General features: G+C 52.8%; 19 protein-coding genes. All 19 read left to right on the top strand.

Translation table 11 applies throughout. The features are described 5' to 3' along the window. The first annotated feature begins 1 nt into the window (after window position 1). Window positions 2-2,083 carry a chemotaxis protein CheA gene (locus LBW89_RS14330; RefSeq protein WP_225039405.1) on the top strand — a complete coding sequence of 694 codons (2,082 nt, stop codon included), beginning with the start codon at window positions 2-4 and terminating at the stop codon, window positions 2,081-2,083. A gap of 70 nt (window positions 2,084-2,153) precedes the next feature. Further along, a complete protein-coding gene (locus tag LBW89_RS14325) occupies window positions 2,154-2,615 on the top strand; it encodes a chemotaxis protein CheW (protein ID WP_148449820.1) in 462 nt (153 codons plus the stop codon). 36 nt (window positions 2,616-2,651) lie between these two features. Continuing rightward, window positions 2,652-3,245 carry a chemotaxis protein CheC gene (locus tag LBW89_RS14320; protein ID WP_263639175.1) on the top strand — a complete coding sequence of 198 codons (594 nt, stop codon included), beginning with the start codon at window positions 2,652-2,654 and terminating at the stop codon, window positions 3,243-3,245. After that, window positions 3,238-3,735, top strand: a complete 498-nt coding sequence (locus LBW89_RS14315; RefSeq protein WP_148449818.1) for a chemotaxis protein CheD — start codon at window positions 3,238-3,240, stop codon at window positions 3,733-3,735. The genes LBW89_RS14320 and LBW89_RS14315 overlap by 8 nt, the downstream gene beginning before the upstream one ends. 2 nt (window positions 3,736-3,737) lie before the next feature. Further along, complete coding sequence (locus tag LBW89_RS14310) at window positions 3,738-4,160, top strand: hypothetical protein (RefSeq protein WP_148449817.1); 423 nt, start codon at window positions 3,738-3,740, stop codon at window positions 4,158-4,160. Between the two features lie 15 nt (window positions 4,161-4,175). Further along, window positions 4,176-4,964, top strand: a complete 789-nt coding sequence (locus LBW89_RS14305; RefSeq protein ID WP_148449816.1) for a FliA/WhiG family RNA polymerase sigma factor — start codon at window positions 4,176-4,178, stop codon at window positions 4,962-4,964. Window positions 4,965-5,009: 45 nt separating this feature from the next. After that, complete coding sequence (locus LBW89_RS14300; RefSeq protein ID WP_148449815.1) at window positions 5,010-6,416, top strand: DUF342 domain-containing protein; 1,407 nt, start codon at window positions 5,010-5,012, stop codon at window positions 6,414-6,416. Window positions 6,417-6,483: 67 nt separating this feature from the next. Then, window positions 6,484-6,804 (top strand): hypothetical protein, encoded by a 321-nt coding sequence (locus tag LBW89_RS14295; RefSeq protein ID WP_148449814.1) that lies wholly within the window; start codon window positions 6,484-6,486, stop codon window positions 6,802-6,804. Between the two features lie 74 nt (window positions 6,805-6,878). Further along, on the top strand, window positions 6,879-7,505 hold the full coding sequence (locus LBW89_RS14290; RefSeq protein ID WP_148449813.1) for a DUF6115 domain-containing protein: 627 nt from the start codon (window positions 6,879-6,881) through the stop codon (window positions 7,503-7,505). After that, a complete protein-coding gene (locus LBW89_RS14285; protein ID WP_148449812.1) occupies window positions 7,502-8,128 on the top strand; it encodes an endolytic transglycosylase MltG in 627 nt (208 codons plus the stop codon). The genes LBW89_RS14290 and LBW89_RS14285 overlap by 4 nt, the downstream gene beginning before the upstream one ends. 237 nt (window positions 8,129-8,365) lie before the next feature. Beyond that, entirely contained in the window at window positions 8,366-9,064 is a 699-nt protein-coding gene (gene rpsB / locus LBW89_RS14280; RefSeq protein ID WP_148449811.1) for a 30S ribosomal protein S2, read from the top strand. A 131-nt stretch (window positions 9,065-9,195) separates the two neighbouring features. Then, complete coding sequence (tsf, locus tag LBW89_RS14275) at window positions 9,196-9,846, top strand: translation elongation factor Ts (RefSeq protein ID WP_213504810.1); 651 nt, start codon at window positions 9,196-9,198, stop codon at window positions 9,844-9,846. Window positions 9,847-9,974: 128 nt separating this feature from the next. Next, the gene (gene pyrH, locus LBW89_RS14270) at window positions 9,975-10,703 is read left to right on the top strand and encodes a UMP kinase (RefSeq protein ID WP_148449809.1); all 729 of its coding nucleotides are present in this window, start codon (window positions 9,975-9,977) and stop codon (window positions 10,701-10,703) included. Further along, window positions 10,704-11,258 carry a ribosome recycling factor gene (gene frr / locus LBW89_RS14265; RefSeq protein ID WP_148449808.1) on the top strand — a complete coding sequence of 185 codons (555 nt, stop codon included), beginning with the start codon at window positions 10,704-10,706 and terminating at the stop codon, window positions 11,256-11,258. A 71-nt stretch (window positions 11,259-11,329) separates the two neighbouring features. Next, a complete protein-coding gene (locus LBW89_RS14260) occupies window positions 11,330-12,097 on the top strand; it encodes an isoprenyl transferase (RefSeq protein ID WP_225039404.1) in 768 nt (255 codons plus the stop codon). Window positions 12,098-12,117: 20 nt separating this feature from the next. Further along, entirely contained in the window at window positions 12,118-12,921 is an 804-nt protein-coding gene (locus LBW89_RS14255) for a phosphatidate cytidylyltransferase (protein ID WP_225039403.1), read from the top strand. Between the two features lie 25 nt (window positions 12,922-12,946). After that, complete coding sequence (locus LBW89_RS14250) at window positions 12,947-14,086, top strand: 1-deoxy-D-xylulose-5-phosphate reductoisomerase (RefSeq protein ID WP_225039402.1); 1,140 nt, start codon at window positions 12,947-12,949, stop codon at window positions 14,084-14,086. 139 nt (window positions 14,087-14,225) lie between these two features. Beyond that, window positions 14,226-15,500, top strand: a complete 1,275-nt coding sequence (rseP, locus tag LBW89_RS14245; RefSeq protein ID WP_225039401.1) for an RIP metalloprotease RseP — start codon at window positions 14,226-14,228, stop codon at window positions 15,498-15,500. Window positions 15,501-15,522: 22 nt separating this feature from the next. Beyond that, window positions 15,523-16,974: a proline--tRNA ligase gene (gene proS / locus LBW89_RS14240; RefSeq protein ID WP_213504806.1), complete on the top strand. Its 1,452-nt coding sequence runs from the start codon at window positions 15,523-15,525 to the stop codon at window positions 16,972-16,974. Window positions 16,975-17,000: the final 26 nt, after the last annotated feature.

Below are 17,000 nucleotides of genomic sequence, written 5' to 3'. Positions count from 1 at the left end.
CATGGACATGAACCAATATTTATCCATGTTTATCGATGAGTCCAATGATCATTTACAGTCACTAAACGAAAATATGCTTGAGTTGGAAAACAACCCGGAGGATTTGAGCATCGTTCAGGTTATTTTCCGCTCGGCCCATACCCTGAAAGGGATGGCTGCCACCATGGGATTTGAGGATCTTTCCTCCCTGACGCACCAGATGGAAAATGTGCTGGATCTGGTACGAAACGAAAAGCTGAAGATGCAGGAGTTTATTTTCGATACCCTGTTCCAAAGCTTGGATGCTCTGCAGTCCATGGTTCAGGACATTATGCAGGGCGGTGAGGGAAAGGCCGACGTGAGCTCGATCGTGGCGAATCTGCAGGCGATCGTGCGCGGAGACATGGCCCCGGCTGGCGGAAGTCCCGGAGCGGGATCGGGCGTTACGGCGGATGCTTCCGGGGGAGCCGGGACGGCGATTCAACTGGATGAATTCCAGTACTCCGTTTTGGAGCAATCCATTTCCGAAGGCCACAAGGTGATGTACCTTGAAGTGGCGATCCGGGAAGACTGCCAATTGAAAGCGGCCAGAGCCTACCTGGTATTCGACCTGCTCGAACGGTACGGAGAAGTCGTTAAATCGCATCCTTCGGTCCAGGAAATCGAGCAGGAACAATTCGACCGCAGCTTTTCTCTCTATTACATAACCCAGAAAGAAGCCGGCGAACTGCAAAGCATGATCATGAATCTGTCGGAAATCGACTCGGCCCAAGTGGTCGTTTTGGATCATGAGACATTGGGACAACTGAATTCGGGAGCCAAGGAGACCGCTGCGGCGTCCGCGGTGGTCGAACCTGCCGCGACAGAGCCGGTTCCGAATGCAGCGCCAGCGAAGCAACCGAAAGCGGAGCCGACCAAAGCCGCCGCCAAGCCTTCGGGAACGGCGGCCGCACCGTCGCGGACCATTCGCGTCGATATCGATCGGCTCGACGTCCTGATGAATCTCCTCAGCGAGCTGCTGATCGATCGGTCTCGCATGGAACAGTTGGCGTATGAAGTTAAACGCTCCGATTTGACCGAAACGGTGGAGCATATGAGCAGGGTCGGCAGCGATCTGCAAAATATCGTACTTAAGCTGCGGATGGTTCCGATCGATACCGTCTTTAACCGCTTTCCGCGGATGGTTCGCGACTTGGCCAAATCACTCGACAAAAAAATCGATCTGATCATTACCGGCGCCGAGACGGAACTGGATCGCACGGTGATCGACGAGATCGGCGATCCGCTTGTTCACCTGCTGCGAAACGCGGTTGACCATGGGGTGGAGCCGACGGCGGAGCGAATCGCTTCCGGGAAACCGGAAACCGGAACGGTGAACTTGCGGGCGTTCCACAGCGGAAACCACGTATTCATCGAGATCGAAGACGACGGACACGGCATAGACCGCGACAAAGTATTGGCGAAGGCGCTCAAAAACGGTGTGGTTACGGAAGCCGAAGCCGCGACGCTGAGCGACGAGCAGGTGTATATGCTGTTATTCGCTCCAGGGTTCAGTACGGCGGAAGTGATTTCCGACATTTCCGGACGCGGCGTAGGTCTGGATGTCGTCAAAACGAAAATCGAATCCTTAAGCGGAGTCGTTTCGGTACAATCCACTTTGGGCAAAGGCACGAAGTTCTCGGTACAGCTTCCGCTGACATTGTCGATTATCTCGGCGATGCTGATCAAAGTCGGGTCGGAAAAATACGCTATTCCGCTATCTTCCATCGTGGAAACCGGGTTGATCAAGCGCGAGCAAATCCGGCAAGTTCATGGCTATACGATGGTTCCTTACCGGGATGCCCATATTCCGCTGCTGTCACTGGCTCAGCTGTTTGAAGTCAGCGATTTTGACGAAAGCGGCGAGGAGGAAACGGAAATCGTCGTCATTCGCAAAGGGGACCGCCTGGCGGCCTTGACGGTGGAGGATTTCATCGGGCAAAACGAAATCGTCATTAAAAATCTCGGAAAGTATCTTCCTGCCATTCAGGGCGTAGCGGGCGCTACGATCCTGGGAGACGGGCAAGTCGCCTTAATCATCGATCCGAATTCATTCATAAAATAATGCTGCTTGCTTTTTCGCCCGGGCTGGAGCGGTCGATCATCCGGACGGGACCATTTAAGGAGGGATTTTCATGGGAGAAGAATTAAAAGTAATCGTGTTTAAACTGGGGCATGAAGAGTATGGCATTGATGTGGACAAGGTCCAAACGATCGAGCGGATGATGCCGATTACGCGCGTGCCTAAAACGTTCTCGTTTGTCAAAGGCGTTATCAACCTGCGCGGGGTCGTTATCCCGGTCATCGATCTGCGGGGCCGGTTTGGTTTGCCGGAGGCTGAGTATACCGACCAGACCCGGATTATTATCGTCGCGGCCAATGAAATGGAAGTCGGTTTTATCGTGGATTCGGCCAACGATGTCATCGATTTGAATACGGATTCGATCGACACGCCGCCGGATGTGGTCGGCGGCGTCAAAGCCAAATATCTTCAAGGCGTGGCGCGCTTGTCCGATGAGCGCCTGCTGGTGATGCTGAATCTGTCCGAGGTATTGAATCGCAGTGAAATTATCCAATTGGAAAGTTTAGAGGGATAAGCGGTGGATCTGTTTAAGGACTTTGCGGAATTCAAAATGGACGTTCTCAAAGAGGTCGGCAATATCGGTGCCGGAAACGCGGCGACCGCTTTATCCAAACTGCTGGACAAGCCGATCGACATGGCGGTTCCCAAAGTCCAGATGCTGCCGTTTGAAGCGATTGCGGAGCGAGTGGGCGGCGCGGAGCGTATTGTACTGGCGATCTTCTTCCGGGTGGAAGGAGACACGCCGAGCAACCTGTTCTTCATTCTGAGCCCCGAAGCGGCGAAGAAGCTGCTTCACCGGCTGGCGGGTATCGAGGTCGAGAGCGAGGAAAGTTTCTCGGAGATGGAATGGTCCGCGCTCTCGGAAATCGGGAACATCTTGGCGGGGTCGTACATTTCCTCGCTGGCCGATTTCACCTCGTTGGCCATGACTCCGACCGTACCGGCGCTCGCTTTGGATATGGCCGGCGCGATTTTAAGCTACGGTCTGCTGCAGTTCGGAGAGATGGGCGACTCCGCCCTTCTGATCGATACCACTTTTATTGAAGGTCAGCATGAAGTCGAAGGACAGTTTTTCCTGATTCCAGACCCCGAGTCCTTCGATAAAATATTTACCGCTCTAGGAGTTCCGACCCGTCATGATTGATGAGCAGCACATTGTGAAAGTGGGAATGGCGGATTTGAACGTGATTCGCGGACAGGGGTTAATCCGCACCACGGGGCTAGGATCATGTGTCGGGGTCACATTGTTCGATCCGATGCTGAAGGTAGCCGGTCTTGCCCATGTGATGCTTCCTTCCTCGGAAATCGCGAGGGAAGGGGCGCTCAATTTGGCCAAGTATGCAGATACCGCACTGCCTGAGCTTGTGCGCAGGCTTTCGGAGCTTGGCGTAACGAAGAGCCGCCTGATCGCCAAAATGGCCGGAGGCTCCCAGATGTTTACTTTTGCGGGCAAAGGGGATTCCATGAGAATCGGCCCGAGAAATGTGGAATCGTGTAAAGTGATGCTAAACGAACTCGGTATACCGCTGGTGGCGGAAGATACGGGCGGTAATTATGGAAGAACGATTGAATTGGATTGTGAAACGGGTATTTTATTCATACGCAGTGTACAAATGGGTATAAAGGAATTGTAGCCATGTCAGGAAAATTGGGGTATTATCTTCTATTCGGATTTATCGGTTTTTTGATTACCTATGCGGTATCGGCTGGCAATAACTTGTTTATGACAAGTTTTATCCGCGGCTTGATCGCGTTCGCCGTATGGTTCTTGCTCGCTTTTGCGGCAAACTGGGTTATAACCTTCCTCAAAGAACAGGAGCCGCGGCCTGATGTCAGAGACCTTACGGACGCGCTTAAGGAACAGGATAAAGGTGCCAGTCTCGACCTTACGACACCGGATCAAAGTGAAGAATTAAACGATTTGTTGAAACAAACACCAAAGGACCAGTCACAGACTCAAGAGTTTACACCATTGAATCCGCCAAAATTAGTAAAGACACTTGACGATAAAGATCCTGAAGAGCTGGCTAAGGTCGTTCGTCACCTGACAGACAAATAAGGAGGGTGGAGGCAATTGAACGAGCGGAAGACATCCACTCTAAATTATGCCGATGTTTGGGAGCGTTGGAAGGAACACGGCGATTTGGAGGCCAAGAAACAACTTATCGAGAAGTATCTGCATATTGTCGACTACGTTTCGGGACGTCTGGCCGTAGGTCTGCCCAAGAACGTTTCCAAGGATGATTTGTCCAGCAATGGGGTGATGGGACTGATTGATGCGGTCGAAAAATTCGACTATAAGCGCGGCCTTCAGTTCGAAACCTATGCTTCCTGGAGGGTCAGGGGGGCGATCTTGGACGGATTGCGCCAAGGGGACTGGGTTCCCCGTTCCGTAAGAGAGAAAGCCAAGAAGATTGAAGAAGGATACCAGCAATTGGAGCAGCAATATCTCCGGTCCGTCACCGACGCGGAAATGAGCAAGCACTTGCATATCAGCGAGAAAGAGTTCCAGAGCATGCTGCAGGAAGTGGCCGTCATGACCCTCTGCTCTTTGGAGGATCCGATTCGTGAAGAGGAATCGGAGACTCGGCTCACTTTGCTTGTTGACGATAAGGCCAAAAATCCGGATTATAAAGTACAGGAGCATTTTTTGCGCGAATCGCTGGCCAAGGGAATCGAAAAATTAACCGAGAAGGAACGGACCGTCGTCTCTCTGTTATATTATGAAGATCTATCGCTGAGTGAGATTGCGGAGGTGATGTCCTTGTCGCCATCCCGGATCTCCCAGCTTCACTCCAAAGCGATTTTGCGGCTCCGCGGCACCTTGGACAAGCAGCGCGACTTGCTGATGAGAGAAGACTAGGTGTGCAGACCAATTGAATTATGAAGATGGAAGGAGGAACGAAACATGGAATTTACGGCCGATTTAGGGAAACTTCTTAGCGTCACCTTTAATGATGATAAAACCGTCGCTTATCTGCAGTTTACCCAAAAAGACGAAAATTTTTCCTGTACCAAGGATGCTTTATATCAATTTTTGCATCACCACGGCATCAAGTACGGGATTCAGGACGATATTGTCGAGCGGTTCGCTATCAATCCCAGAGAATATTTCTTCAGTAAAACCCCGATCGCCATCGGTTTGGATCCGGAGCCCGGGGAGGATGGAAAGATCCGCTATTCCGTCCCGCTTGAAGATGTACGGTACCAACCTCTGGAGACGGATGACGGTAAGGTGGACTATAAAGAAATTACTCGTTTGAACAATGTCCGGAAAGGACAGCTTATCGCCGAACTAGTTCCTCCGCTTCCCGGACGCCCCGGAACGGCGGTAACAGGGGAATCGATCCCCAACAAATCCGGGAAGGAAGCCAGATTCAAAATCGGGAAGAATGTGGTGCTGAGCCCCGATCAAACCGCCATGTACGCGGCGATTGACGGTTTGGTCACCATGACCGACAAAGGGAAGTTAAATGTATTCCCGGTTTACGAAGTGAACGGGGACGTCGACTACAGTACGGGAAATATCGATTTTGTCGGCACGGTCGTCATCCGCGGGAATGTACTGACGGGTTTTAAAGTCAGTGCTGCCGGGGATATTCGTGTTGTCGGCGGCGTTGAGGGAGCCGAGCTGTATTCGGAAGGCTCCATCGAAATTACCGGGGGAATTATCGGTTACAATAAAGGGCTGGTTAAAGCGGGCCATTCCATCAAAAGCTCCTTTATTCAAGACGGGAATGTAGTGGCCGGTGAGGATATCATCGTCAGTCAAAGCATTATGCATTCGAATATCCGCGCGGGGCGCGACGTTGTTTGCAACGGTACCAAAGGTTTGATCGTAGGCGGCAGCATTCAGGCCGGTGAACGGGTGATCGCCCGGGTGATCGGCAATCCGATGTCGACGACGACCTCCATAGAAGTCGGTGTACTCCCCGAACTCCGGAATGAGCTGATGGAGCTCCGGCAGAAGGTCAAAGACATTATGGCGAATCTCGAAAAGTCGGAAAAAGCGCTGTCCCTGCTGGACCAACTCGCTTCGTTAGGGAAGCTGACCCCGGAGAAGGTAGAGATGCGCTCCAAGTTGAATATGACCAAAAAATCGAACATTCAGGAAATGAACGAACTGAAAGAGCGGATGCTGACGATTGAAAAAACGCTTGAAGAAACGGTTCGGGCGCGGGTGGATGTCCTTAAAACGATCTATGGCGGGTCCAGGATCGTCATCGGACGGTACACGAAGTACATTAAGGAACCTTTGTCCCGTATGTCGTTTTACTTTAACGACGGGGATATCACGATGGCTGCATATGTCTAGTGATAACCAGCTTTTCGTTATGTCGAACATTTAAGGGCGGCCATAATCCTAGCGATGAGGTGATTCCATGAATTTGAAAGCCGTAGAAATGCAGATCGCGGTACCCCGGACCAATGAAGCCGGACGGATTCAACAGGAGAATCAGCAACGCCCTGTCATCGATCAAAACCTGCTCTCTGCGGAAAATATTAAGGAGCGGGAGCTTGAACGCCAGCGGAGCGCCAACATTGACGAAAGCGCACACAATACAAAAATAAAACGCGAGGGCCATTCCCCGGACCAACAGCGGCAGCAGCAGTCGCCGCAGGGTGAACAGCAGGAGGAGCAGGAAAAAGAGCACCCCGCCGAACATCCCTTTAAGGGCCGTCATATCGATTTGTCTCTGTAGCGGCCATTTTCCGCTTAGCCCACCGGGCAAGACGCTAATACGTACTTATTTAAACATCAAAGGTGAGGATTACATTGTCATTTGGAGACCCATGGTTTTATATTGTATTGCTGGGAGCCGCCGCCCTCGTTTATGCGCTTCTTCTCCCCGGCCGGAAGGCGACCCAGCCGTCTTCCCCGGGCAGCGCCTCGGAACTGGAAGCTACGCTGGAGCAGTTTATGTCGGAGATTGAAAAGGAAAACGAGGAGCTTATCGATTTGATAGCCGGGATGAAGCAGGACTTCGCCGCCAAGCAGCTTGCCCAGCAGGAGCAGCTTGTCGAGCTGCGCAAGCGCTTGGTGGAAGTGGAGCAGAACGCGCTTCAGTACAAATCCCGGCTGGATGCGCTGGATCAGCAGTTGTCCGCAGCTCCGTCTCGGCCGGCGGAAACCGCGAGCGAACCGAAGAGCGAGATCGCAGCAGCGGACCTTCCGGCCGCACGAACGCCCGAGATCGCCGTTGTTCAAGCCGAACCCGCAGCGGCTGTGGAGACGATGCCCGAAGAGGCGGCTCGGACGGAGTCGGTACGGGATCGATATCCCGAGCTGTTTCATTTGTATGAGCAAGGGAAATCGATGGACATGATCGCCAAATCGGTAGGCATACAAAGAGGGGAAGTCCAGTTGATTTTGCAATTGGCCAAAAGGGAGGAATCCCGATGATCCGAAACCGCCAGTTTATGATGGGGCTGGGCGCGGGACTCATTGCGGGCGCCTTGCTGCTGCAGTTGATGATGATCGGTCAAGGGACGGGAAAATTGCGGACCAAGGCGGAGGTCGAACAGGCGGCGGCTCTTTTGAATTTGAAAGTCGTGGAAGCGGACCAGGAGCTACTGACCGAGGAGGAGTGGAAGGCGAAGGGGGAAGGCGAAGGAACCGCCGGGGAACAACAGGCGGATTCGCCAAAGCAGCCGAAAACGCCGAATGCCCCGGGGACTCCGGAACAGCCGGTTCAACCCGAAACTTCAAAAACCCCGGAAACTTCGAAAGCGCCCGAAGCGTCCAAACCTCCGGGTGAGACGGCTGCGCCAAAGACCGAAACCCCGGTCAAACCCCAAGCTCCTCAAAAAACGACAGTGACCTACAAAATTTCCTCCGGGAGCACCCTTTCGGGAGTAGCGGAGGGGCTGGAGAAATCGGGGGTCATCGCCGATAAAACCGCCTTCTTGAAAGAAGCCAAGAGCAAGAAAATCAATACCAAAATCCGGACCGGCACGTTTACGTTCGAACCGGGAGAAGAGATCGGCTCGATTATCTCGAAAATCACGGCCCCTCCTGCGAAGTAAACCTGTCCGCCAGCTCCTGACAAGGAGCTTTTTTTGCGGCTCCGGACGCGAAGATGAAATTTGTCGGAAAAGCCGCGGCCCTGGTTGCATCGATTTTTCAGTTATGGTATATTAATTGACGGTGTTATAACGCACGCTGGTTGATTTCGTTAAGGGTGCTCTCATTGGGAGTCTTAACGGAAGATGACACTTGCGGAGGAAGCATCACAATAAAACCAAACTAGGAGGTGCGTGAAGATGGCAGTAATCTCCATGAAACAACTGCTTGAAGCAGGGGTTCACTTCGGACACCAAACACGTCGTTGGAATCCGAAAATGGATCGTTATATCTTCACCGAAAGAAACGGTATTTACATTATCGACCTGCAAAAAACGGTCAAGAAAGTAGAAGAAGCTTACAACTTCGTTAAGAGCGTAGCTGAAGAGAACGGGACCATCCTGTTCGTCGGCACCAAGAAGCAAGCTCAAGACTCCGTGAAGGAAGAAGCTGAGCGCGCGGGTCAATTCTACATTAACCAACGCTGGCTCGGCGGTACGCTGACCAACTTCCAAACGATCCAAAAGCGGATCGACCGTTTGAAACAACTCGAAACTTGGGAAGAAGACGGAACATTCGAAGTTCTGCCTAAGAAAGAAGTTATTATTCTTCGCAAAGAGAAAGATCGTCTCGAGAAATTCCTCGGCGGGATCAAGAACATGAAAGGGTTGCCTAGCGCACTCTTCGTTATTGACCCTCGCAAAGAACGTATCGCCGTTGCGGAAGCTCGCAAATTGGGCATCCCAATCGTAGGTATCGTGGATACCAACTGCGATCCGGACGAAATCGACTACGTTATCCCTGGTAACGACGACGCGATCCGCGCGGTTAAATTGCTTACCAGCAAAATGGCGGATGCCGTTATCGAAGCGAACCAAGGCGAGCAAACTACCGCCTAATATCGCAAACGTCCATAAAGTACAAAGAACGAATTAAATGAAAAGGGTGGTTGGTAGGTGTCAAACCTCTCACTGCCCTTTTTTTAAGATGAAAAGAGTCCCATCATTTAATATGTGGAGGTTATATAAACATGGCTGTTGATGCAAAATCTGTAAAAGAACTGCGTGAAAAAACAGGTGCGGGCATGCTGGATTGCAAAAAAGCACTCGAAGAAGCAAACGGTGATTTGACGAAAGCAACGGAACTTCTGCGTGAGAAAGGTTTGGCTGCTGCGGCAAACAAAGCCGGCCGAATCGCTACGGAAGGCGTTGTTGAGTCCTACATTCATGCCGGCGGCCGGATCGGCGTGTTGGTGGAAATCAACTGTGAAACCGACTTTGTTGCGAAAACGGATCAATTCAAGGAATTTGCCCGCGACATCGCGATGCACATCGCGGCCATGAGCCCTCGTTACGTTCGCCGCGAAGAAGTGCCTCAGGACGACATCGAGAAAGAAAAGGAAATTTTGAGAGCACAGGCCCTTAACGAAGGAAAACCCGAGAAAATCGTCGACAAGATGGTCGAAGGCCGGATCGGCAAGTACTACGAGGAATTCTGCTTGCTTGAGCAAGCTTTCGTGAAGGATCCGGACAAGACGATCGCCGCGCTCGTAAACGAGAAGATCAGCGCGATCGGCGAGAATATCACCATCCGCCGCTTTGTTCGCTATGAACTGGGCGAAGGCTTGGAGAAGAAAGTGGACAACTTCGTTGAGGAAGTTATGTCTCAAGTAAGACAATAAAGTAAATATTATAAAACGTCATGGATTGCATGCACGTTTGAAGAGTTGGAACACGCCGTGTTCCTTCTTTTTTAACCTGACACCCTTTACCCGGTTGTACATAGGGGGTCTATAGTGGAGGTATACATTTGGAACAGCCAGTTTTTAAACGAGTTGTCTTGAAGGTTAGCGGTGAATCGCTTGCCGGACAAAACGGATACGGCATCGATGCCGAAACGATTTCGTCCATTGCTCAGCAGGTAAAGGAAGTAACCCAGCTCGGTGTTCAGGTTGCGATCGTTTGCGGTGGAGGCAATATTTGGCGGGGGATTGCGGGCAGCGCGAAGGGCATTGACCGCGCGACGGCAGACTATATGGGAATGTTGGCTACCGTGATGAATTCGCTGGCCTTGCAGGATGCGCTTGAACAAATCGAGGTTCCGACACGAGTGCAAACCTCCATCGCCATGCAGCAAATCGCCGAGCCGTATATTCGCCGCCGCGCGATCCGCCATCTGGAAAAAGGCAGAGTCGTTATTTTTGCCGCCGGTACGGGGAACCCCTTCTTCTCCACCGACACGACCGCCGCTCTTCGCGCAGCGGAGATCGAAGCCGAAGTGATTCTGATGGCGAAGAATAAGGTCGATGGCGTATATTCCGCGGATCCGTTTGTCGATCCGAATGCCGAGAAGTACGAAACCCTTACTTATCTGGAAGTGTTGAATAAAAACCTGGGTGTTATGGACTCAACAGCTTCCTCGCTGTGTATGGATAATAATATTCCGCTGATCGTGTTTGCGATTACGGAACAAGGAAATATCAAGCGAGTCGTCCTGGGAGAGAAGATCGGGACGATCGTCAAGGGGAGTGTAGATTAAATGCCGCAAAGTATCAAAAGTCATGCCGAAGAACGCATGGATAAAGCGATTCAGGCACTTAAACGGGACCTCGCGACCCTGCGGGCGGGAAGAGCGACGCCTTCCTTGCTCGACCGCATTCAGGTGGATTACTACGGATCGCCGACTCCGATTAACCAGCTTGCCAACATTAATACGCCGGATTCGCGTACCCTGATGATTCAGCCATGGGATAAATCCTCCCTCGCCGACATCGAACGCGCGATTCAGAAATCCGATTTGGGTCTGACGCCGGCCAACGACGGGACATCGATCCGTTTAAGCATCCCGGCTTTAACGGAGGAACGCCGCGTGGAGCTTGTCAAATTGACGAAGAAGTTCGGAGAAGAAGCGAAGGTGGCCATCCGGAACATTCGTCGGGACGCGAACGACGATATCAAGAAGTTGGAGAAAACCGACATCTCTGAGGACGAGTCGCGCAGACACCAGGAAGACATTCAGAAGACCACCGACAAATTTATCGCGGAAGTGGACAAAGTGCTTGCTGCGAAAGAGAAAGAGATTATGGAAGTTTAAGAGACGATAATCGGCCCCTCCTTTTACGGTGGGGTTTTGTCTCTTTTTCATCACCAGCTGGAGGAAAAGCAATGATCAAGTTATTTGAGTCCTGGCGGAAAAAAGGCAGTCGTCCCGCAATCGAGGCTCCGTCCGGGGACAATATCCCGAAGCATGTCGCCATTATTATGGACGGCAACGGCCGCTGGGCGCGCAAGCTGGGGTTGCCTCGCATCGTCGGTCATCGGAACGGGATGAAGGCGGTCAAGCGGGCCACGATTGCGGCGGATGAGCTCGGGATCTCCGTGTTGACGCTCTACGCCTTCTCGACCGAGAACTGGAAACGGCCGAAGGATGAAGTTGATTTTCTGATGTCGCTGCCCCAAGAGTTTTTGGCTATCGAACTGGAGGAATTGATCGAGAAGAATGTCCAGGTCCGCATGATGGGGCACCCGAATGAACTTCCCGACCATACGGTCGCGGCGATGGAGGAAGCGATTGAGCGAACCAAAAATAATACCGGACTTATCTTGAATTTTGCGCTCAATTACGGAAGCCACCGCGAAATCACCGAATGCGTCAAGGAGATTGCCGTCCGTGTCCAGAACGGCAGCATCAAGCCGGAGGACATCACGCAGGACATGATCGGCTCGGGACTCTTGACCGGGGATCTGCCGGATCCCGATTTGCTTATTCGCACTGGGGGCGAACTTCGGCTAAGTAATTTCATGTTATGGCAGACGGCATACAGTGAGCTGTGGTTTACAGATCTGTACTGGCCGGAATTTGGCCGTGAACAGTTGTTTGCCGCAGTGGCGGAGTACCAAAGACGCACCCGGCGATACGGCGGATTATCCTGACGGATGGAAGGTGTAGACAGTTGAGACAACGGTTGATTACCGGCTTGATTGCCGGGGGCGGATTTTTGGGCATATGCTTGTGGGGAGGACTCGAATACCACGCTCTCGTCGTGATGATGGCGCTGATCGGGTTTTACGAGTTCGTGCGGATGATCGGATTGCCGGCATTCGGAGGAACCGCGGTCATCGGGTATGCGGGCGTGCTGTATGCCGTTTTCCCCTGGAGCTTGCTCCAACTGACAAATCCGCTTGGCATGATGGGATTCTTCTGGCTGCTCATGCTGCTGTTTTTTGTAGTTACCGTAGTATCCAAGAACGATATTCCTATCGGGCAAATCGCCCTTATGTTCCTGGGAACGGTTTATATCGGGTTGGGATTTGCTTATTTGGCGGCAACTCGCAGCACGCCGGACGGGCATGGGTTGTTCTGGACCATTCTGATGCTTGCCGCGATCTGGAGCAGTGACGCGGGGGCTTATTTCACCGGACGGCGGTTTGGCAAAACGAAGCTCTGGCCGGCGATCAGCCCCAACAAAACGGTGGAGGGAGCGGTGGGCGGCGTACTGCTGGCGGTTATTGTCGCGGCTCTGTTCGCCTTGTTCTCCGGGGGGTTACTTCCGGTCGGACGAGCTTTGCTGCTGGGAGGTTCCGCAGCGGTAGTCGGTCAAATGGGGGACTTGATTCAGTCCGCTTATAAACGGGTGTACGGGATTAAGGATTCAGGGACGTTGCTGCCCGGCCATGGAGGCATTTTGGATCGGTGCGACAGCTGGATTGCGGTTTTTCCCTTCGTACATATTCTAGGCTTGCTTCCGATGTACTAAATTAAATGAGCATGGGGGTAACGGGATGAAGAAGATTACGGTGATCGGTTCCACCGGATCAATTGGAACGCAGACGCTGGATGTCGTAAGGCAGCATCAGGATCAGTTTGAGGTAGAGGGCTTGGCCGCAGGGAGCAATGCGGAGTTGTTTGTGGAACAGGTCCGTGCTTTTCGCCCGAAAAAAGCCTCGGTCGCAAACCGGGAAATCGCCGATAAAGTGCGTTCGTCGATTCCTTCCGAGGTTCAGCTTTTTCATGGGGAAGAAGGGCTGGTGGAAGTCGCGGCCGGAACGGATGCCGATACGGTCGTAACGGCGATTGTCGGAAGCGCGGGGTTGCGCCCGACGCTGGCTGCAATTTCCGAAGGCAAGCATATCGCTCTGGCCAATAAGGAAACCCTTGTAACCGCAGGGCATCTCGTAACTGATTTGGCCCGAAAAAAAGGGGTATCGCTGCTGCCGGTGGACAGTGAACATTCGGCCATTTTTCAATGCTTGAACGGTGAGCGTGCGGAAGATGCAGAACGGATTACATTGACGGCGTCCGGCGGTTCCTTTCGGGATTTGAACCGCGACCAATTGCGCCATGTCACGGTAGAGGATGCTCTGAAGCACCCGAACTGGTCGATGGGAGCCAAAGTGACGATTGATTCCGCCACGATGGTCAACAAAGGACTGGAAGTGATCGAAGCCCGCTGGCTGTTCGGGATGGATTTCAAGCGGATCGGGGTTCTGCTGCACCCGGAAAGCATCGTCCACTCTTTCGTTGAATATCGTGACGGCAGCGTGATCGCCCAACTGGGAACGCCGGACATGAGGGTGCCGATTCAGTACGCGCTGACCTACCCGGATCGTTGGATCTCCGAAGCAAAACGCTTGTCCTTGGCCGAGGTCGGCAAGCTTCATTTTCGCGAAATGGATTTCGAGCGTTACCCTTGTTTAAGGCTGGCCTATGAATGTGGTAAAATAGGAGGCACGGCGACAAGTGTATACAACGCGGCCAATGAGGTAGCGGTTGCCCGCTTTTTAAACAGGGAGATTCCTTTTCTGCAGATTGAACATATTATTGAAACGGTTCTTTCCAGACATGAGGTCCAGGCCGAACCGGGTCTGGAGGCCATCAAGGAAGCCGACCGGTGGGCACGGGAAATCGCAAGATCGGTTTGATGGATAAGTTGCAGACCTTTCGTTCCGATCCGGTGGGTGTGGAAAAGTTCCGTCCCGGTATTCTCTTGTGCCTAATCGGAGAATAATGATAATCTGAAGGAATGTTGGACGATCCGTGGCCAAAGGAGGATGCTTACGATTGGAATTGCTTAAGATCATTTTTATGACGGTTCTCATGTTCTTTGTCATTGTGACGGTGCATGAATGGGGACATTACTATTTTGCCAAACGCGCCGGGATTTTGGTGAGGGAATTCGCGATCGGCTTTGGACCAAAGCTTTTCTCTTACCGAAGAAACGAGACGCAATTTACGCTCCGGCTGCTGCCTTTTGGCGGTTACGCGCGGATGGCCGGCGAAGATCCCGAACTGGTGCAAATTACGAATGGACAAACCGTAGCACTGCGGCTGTCCGGAGATGAAGTCCGCAAGATTTATCTGGATCGTTTAGACAGCCGGAAAGACGTCATCCGCGGCGAGGTTAGTGAAGTAGACCTGGAAGACCGGCTGCTGATCAAACTGGATGTGGACGGAGATGTGCAGGAGTACCGGGTACATCGCCAAGCGATGCTGGTAGCCAAGGGGAAAGAGACCCAAATTGCCCCAAGGGACCGCCAATACGGCAGCAAAACGGTCGGTCAACGGGCGCTCTCCATTTTTGCCGGGCCTTTGATGAACTTTATTCTCGCCTTTGTCCTGTTCGCCCTGCATACGCAGATGGCGGGAATTCCGCTGACGGAACCGACGCATCTGGAGGTCGGGGATGTCATGAAAGGGATGCCCGCGGATGAAGCCGGCGTGAAGCCGGGGGACATTATCCAGGCGGTGGACGGCAAGCCGGTGGGCACCGATGCCAACGGTTTGATCGAGAGGATCCAAGCCGCGCAAGATCGGCCGATGGTGTGGACGGTGAAGCGCGGGGAAGAGACGCTGGACATCACGCTCACGCCTCGTTCCGTGGAGAACGAGAAGGGGGGCAAGGTCGGCAGCACGATCGTCACGTATTTCCCTTCAAGGAGCGCTTCCTTCGGGGAAACCTTTACCGTGGCCGGCCAAAAAATGGTCGACACCACCCAAATGATCTTCCTTGGCTTTCAACAGTTGATCCAAAAGTTTTCCATGGACGATCTCGGCGGCCCTGTACGCACCTTTGAGGTGACGGGGCAGATCGCAAAGCAGGGAATCGTAAAGCTGACCCAATGGGCCGGGATACTCAGTCTGTATCTGGGGATTTTTAATCTGTTGCCGATTCCCGCTCTGGACGGAAGCAGACTTATCTTCCTTGGAGTGGAGGCGCTGCGCGGCAGACCGGTTGATCCGAACCGCGAGGGGCTCGTGCACTTCATCGGGTTTGCGATGCTGTTTCTGCTGATGATTGCGGTCACTTATAATGATATATTGCGTTTGATAGGTTAATAAACGGGAGGCTAATGGTTTAATGGCAAACGAGGAGAAACAATTCGTAACGGAAATAACCCCGCAGGGGGAGGATTTTTCCCGCTGGTATATCGATGTGATCAAAAAAGCGGACCTGATGGATTATTCGCCGGTTCGCGGCTGCATCGTATTCAAGCCGGACGGCTATGAGATCTGGGAACATATCCAGGCGGAACTTGACCGTCGCTTCAAGGAGACGGGGCATCGCAACGCATACTTCCCGCTCTTTATTCCCGAGAGCTTTTTCCAAAAGGAAAAAGAGCATGTGGAAGGTTTTAATCCGGAGCTTCCTTGGGTAACCGAAGCCGCCGGCGAGAAACTGGAGGAGCGCCTGGCGATCCGTCCGACTTCGGAGACGATGATCGGCCATATGTACGAGAAGTGGATTCAATCCTATCGGGATCTTCCGGTGCTGATCAACCAATGGGCGAATGTCGTTCGCTGGGAAAAACGCACGCTGCCGTTCCTTCGGACCAGCGAATTCCTCTGGCAGGAAGGGCACACGGCTCATGAGAACGAGCAGGAAGCGCGCGAAGAGACGATGCGGATGCTGGAAATTTACCGCGATTTCGTCGAAAATTATTTGGCGATTCCGGTCATCGTCGGTCAGAAGACGCCTTCCGAGAAATTTGCCGGGGCCGTGGACACCTACTCCATCGAAGCGATGATGAAGGACGGACGGGCCGTTCAGGCGGGGACGTCGCATTATCTCGGCACCAACTTTGCCAAAGCCTTCGATATTCAATACTTAAATCGCGACAACGTACGCGAGTACGTCCATACCACATCGTGGGGCGTTAGCACGCGTTTGATCGGATCGCTTATTATGGTGCACGGAGACGACCGCGGTTTGGCGTTGCCGCCGAAGGTGGCTCCAAAGCAGGTCATGATTATCCCGATCGGCCCGCCAAAAACCCGTGACGCTGTTGTGGGACGGGCGGACGAGTTGTTCGCCGAACTGAAGAAGGCCGGCGTTCGCGTCGGTATGGATGACCGGGCGGACGTTCGTCCGGGCTGGAAATTTAACGAGTATGAAATGCGGGGCGTTCCGGTCCGTCTGGAGATCGGTCCGCGCGATATGGAGAACGGGGTTTGCGTGCTTGTCTCCCGAATCAGCGGTGAGAAGAAAGTCATTGCCCAAGAGAATCTGGTGGAGGAAGTCAAAGCGATGCTCGATCAGGTGCACAACGAAATGTATGAGCGCGCCAAAGCCTTCCGGGAGGAGCATTTCTACTCCGTCGATACGCTGGACGAAATGAAAGCCAGCATCGAGGAGAAACGCGGCTTTACCCTCGCCGGATGGTGCGGATCGGAGGCTTGCGAACGCCATGTTAAAGACGAGACGGGCGCGACCAGCCGGAACATCCCGTTCCATCCCGAGGTTACAAAAACTACTTGCCTGGTGTGCGGAGAAGAAGCTCGTCATACCGTCGTTTTTGCCAGAGCCTATTAGTTATATCGGAACATGAATGGTGCAGG

The organism is Paenibacillus sp. alder61, from assembly GCF_020179875.1.
GTDB lineage: Bacteria > Bacillota > Bacilli > Paenibacillales > Paenibacillaceae > Fontibacillus > Fontibacillus faecis.
Note: the sequence above shows the minus strand (reverse complement) of the source record. Positions and strands in the feature narration are given on the sequence as shown.

Bases quoted from the DNA above. Each gene is read 5' to 3' on its own strand.
- LBW89_RS14330 (WP_225039405.1), top strand. From the start codon at position 2: ATGGACATGAACCAATATTTATCCATGTTTATCGATGAGTCCAATGAT.
- LBW89_RS14325 (WP_148449820.1), top strand. From the start codon at position 2,154: ATGGGAGAAGAATTAAAAGTAATCGTGTTTAAACTGGGGCATGAAGAG.
- LBW89_RS14320 (WP_263639175.1), top strand. From the start codon at position 2,652: ATGGACGTTCTCAAAGAGGTCGGCAATATCGGTGCCGGAAACGCGGCG.
- LBW89_RS14315 (WP_148449818.1), top strand. From the start codon at position 3,238: ATGATTGATGAGCAGCACATTGTGAAAGTGGGAATGGCGGATTTGAAC.
- LBW89_RS14310 (WP_148449817.1), top strand. From the start codon at position 3,738: ATGTCAGGAAAATTGGGGTATTATCTTCTATTCGGATTTATCGGTTTT.
- LBW89_RS14300 (WP_148449815.1), top strand. From the start codon at position 5,010: ATGGAATTTACGGCCGATTTAGGGAAACTTCTTAGCGTCACCTTTAAT.
- LBW89_RS14295 (WP_148449814.1), top strand. From the start codon at position 6,484: ATGAATTTGAAAGCCGTAGAAATGCAGATCGCGGTACCCCGGACCAAT.
- LBW89_RS14285 (WP_148449812.1), top strand. From the start codon at position 7,502: ATGATCCGAAACCGCCAGTTTATGATGGGGCTGGGCGCGGGACTCATT.
- rpsB (WP_148449811.1), top strand. From the start codon at position 8,366: ATGGCAGTAATCTCCATGAAACAACTGCTTGAAGCAGGGGTTCACTTC.
- tsf (WP_213504810.1), top strand. From the start codon at position 9,196: ATGGCTGTTGATGCAAAATCTGTAAAAGAACTGCGTGAAAAAACAGGT.
- frr (WP_148449808.1), top strand. From the start codon at position 10,704: ATGCCGCAAAGTATCAAAAGTCATGCCGAAGAACGCATGGATAAAGCG.
- LBW89_RS14260 (WP_225039404.1), top strand. From the start codon at position 11,330: ATGATCAAGTTATTTGAGTCCTGGCGGAAAAAAGGCAGTCGTCCCGCA.
- LBW89_RS14250 (WP_225039402.1), top strand. From the start codon at position 12,947: ATGAAGAAGATTACGGTGATCGGTTCCACCGGATCAATTGGAACGCAG.
- proS (WP_213504806.1), top strand. From the start codon at position 15,523: ATGGCAAACGAGGAGAAACAATTCGTAACGGAAATAACCCCGCAGGGG.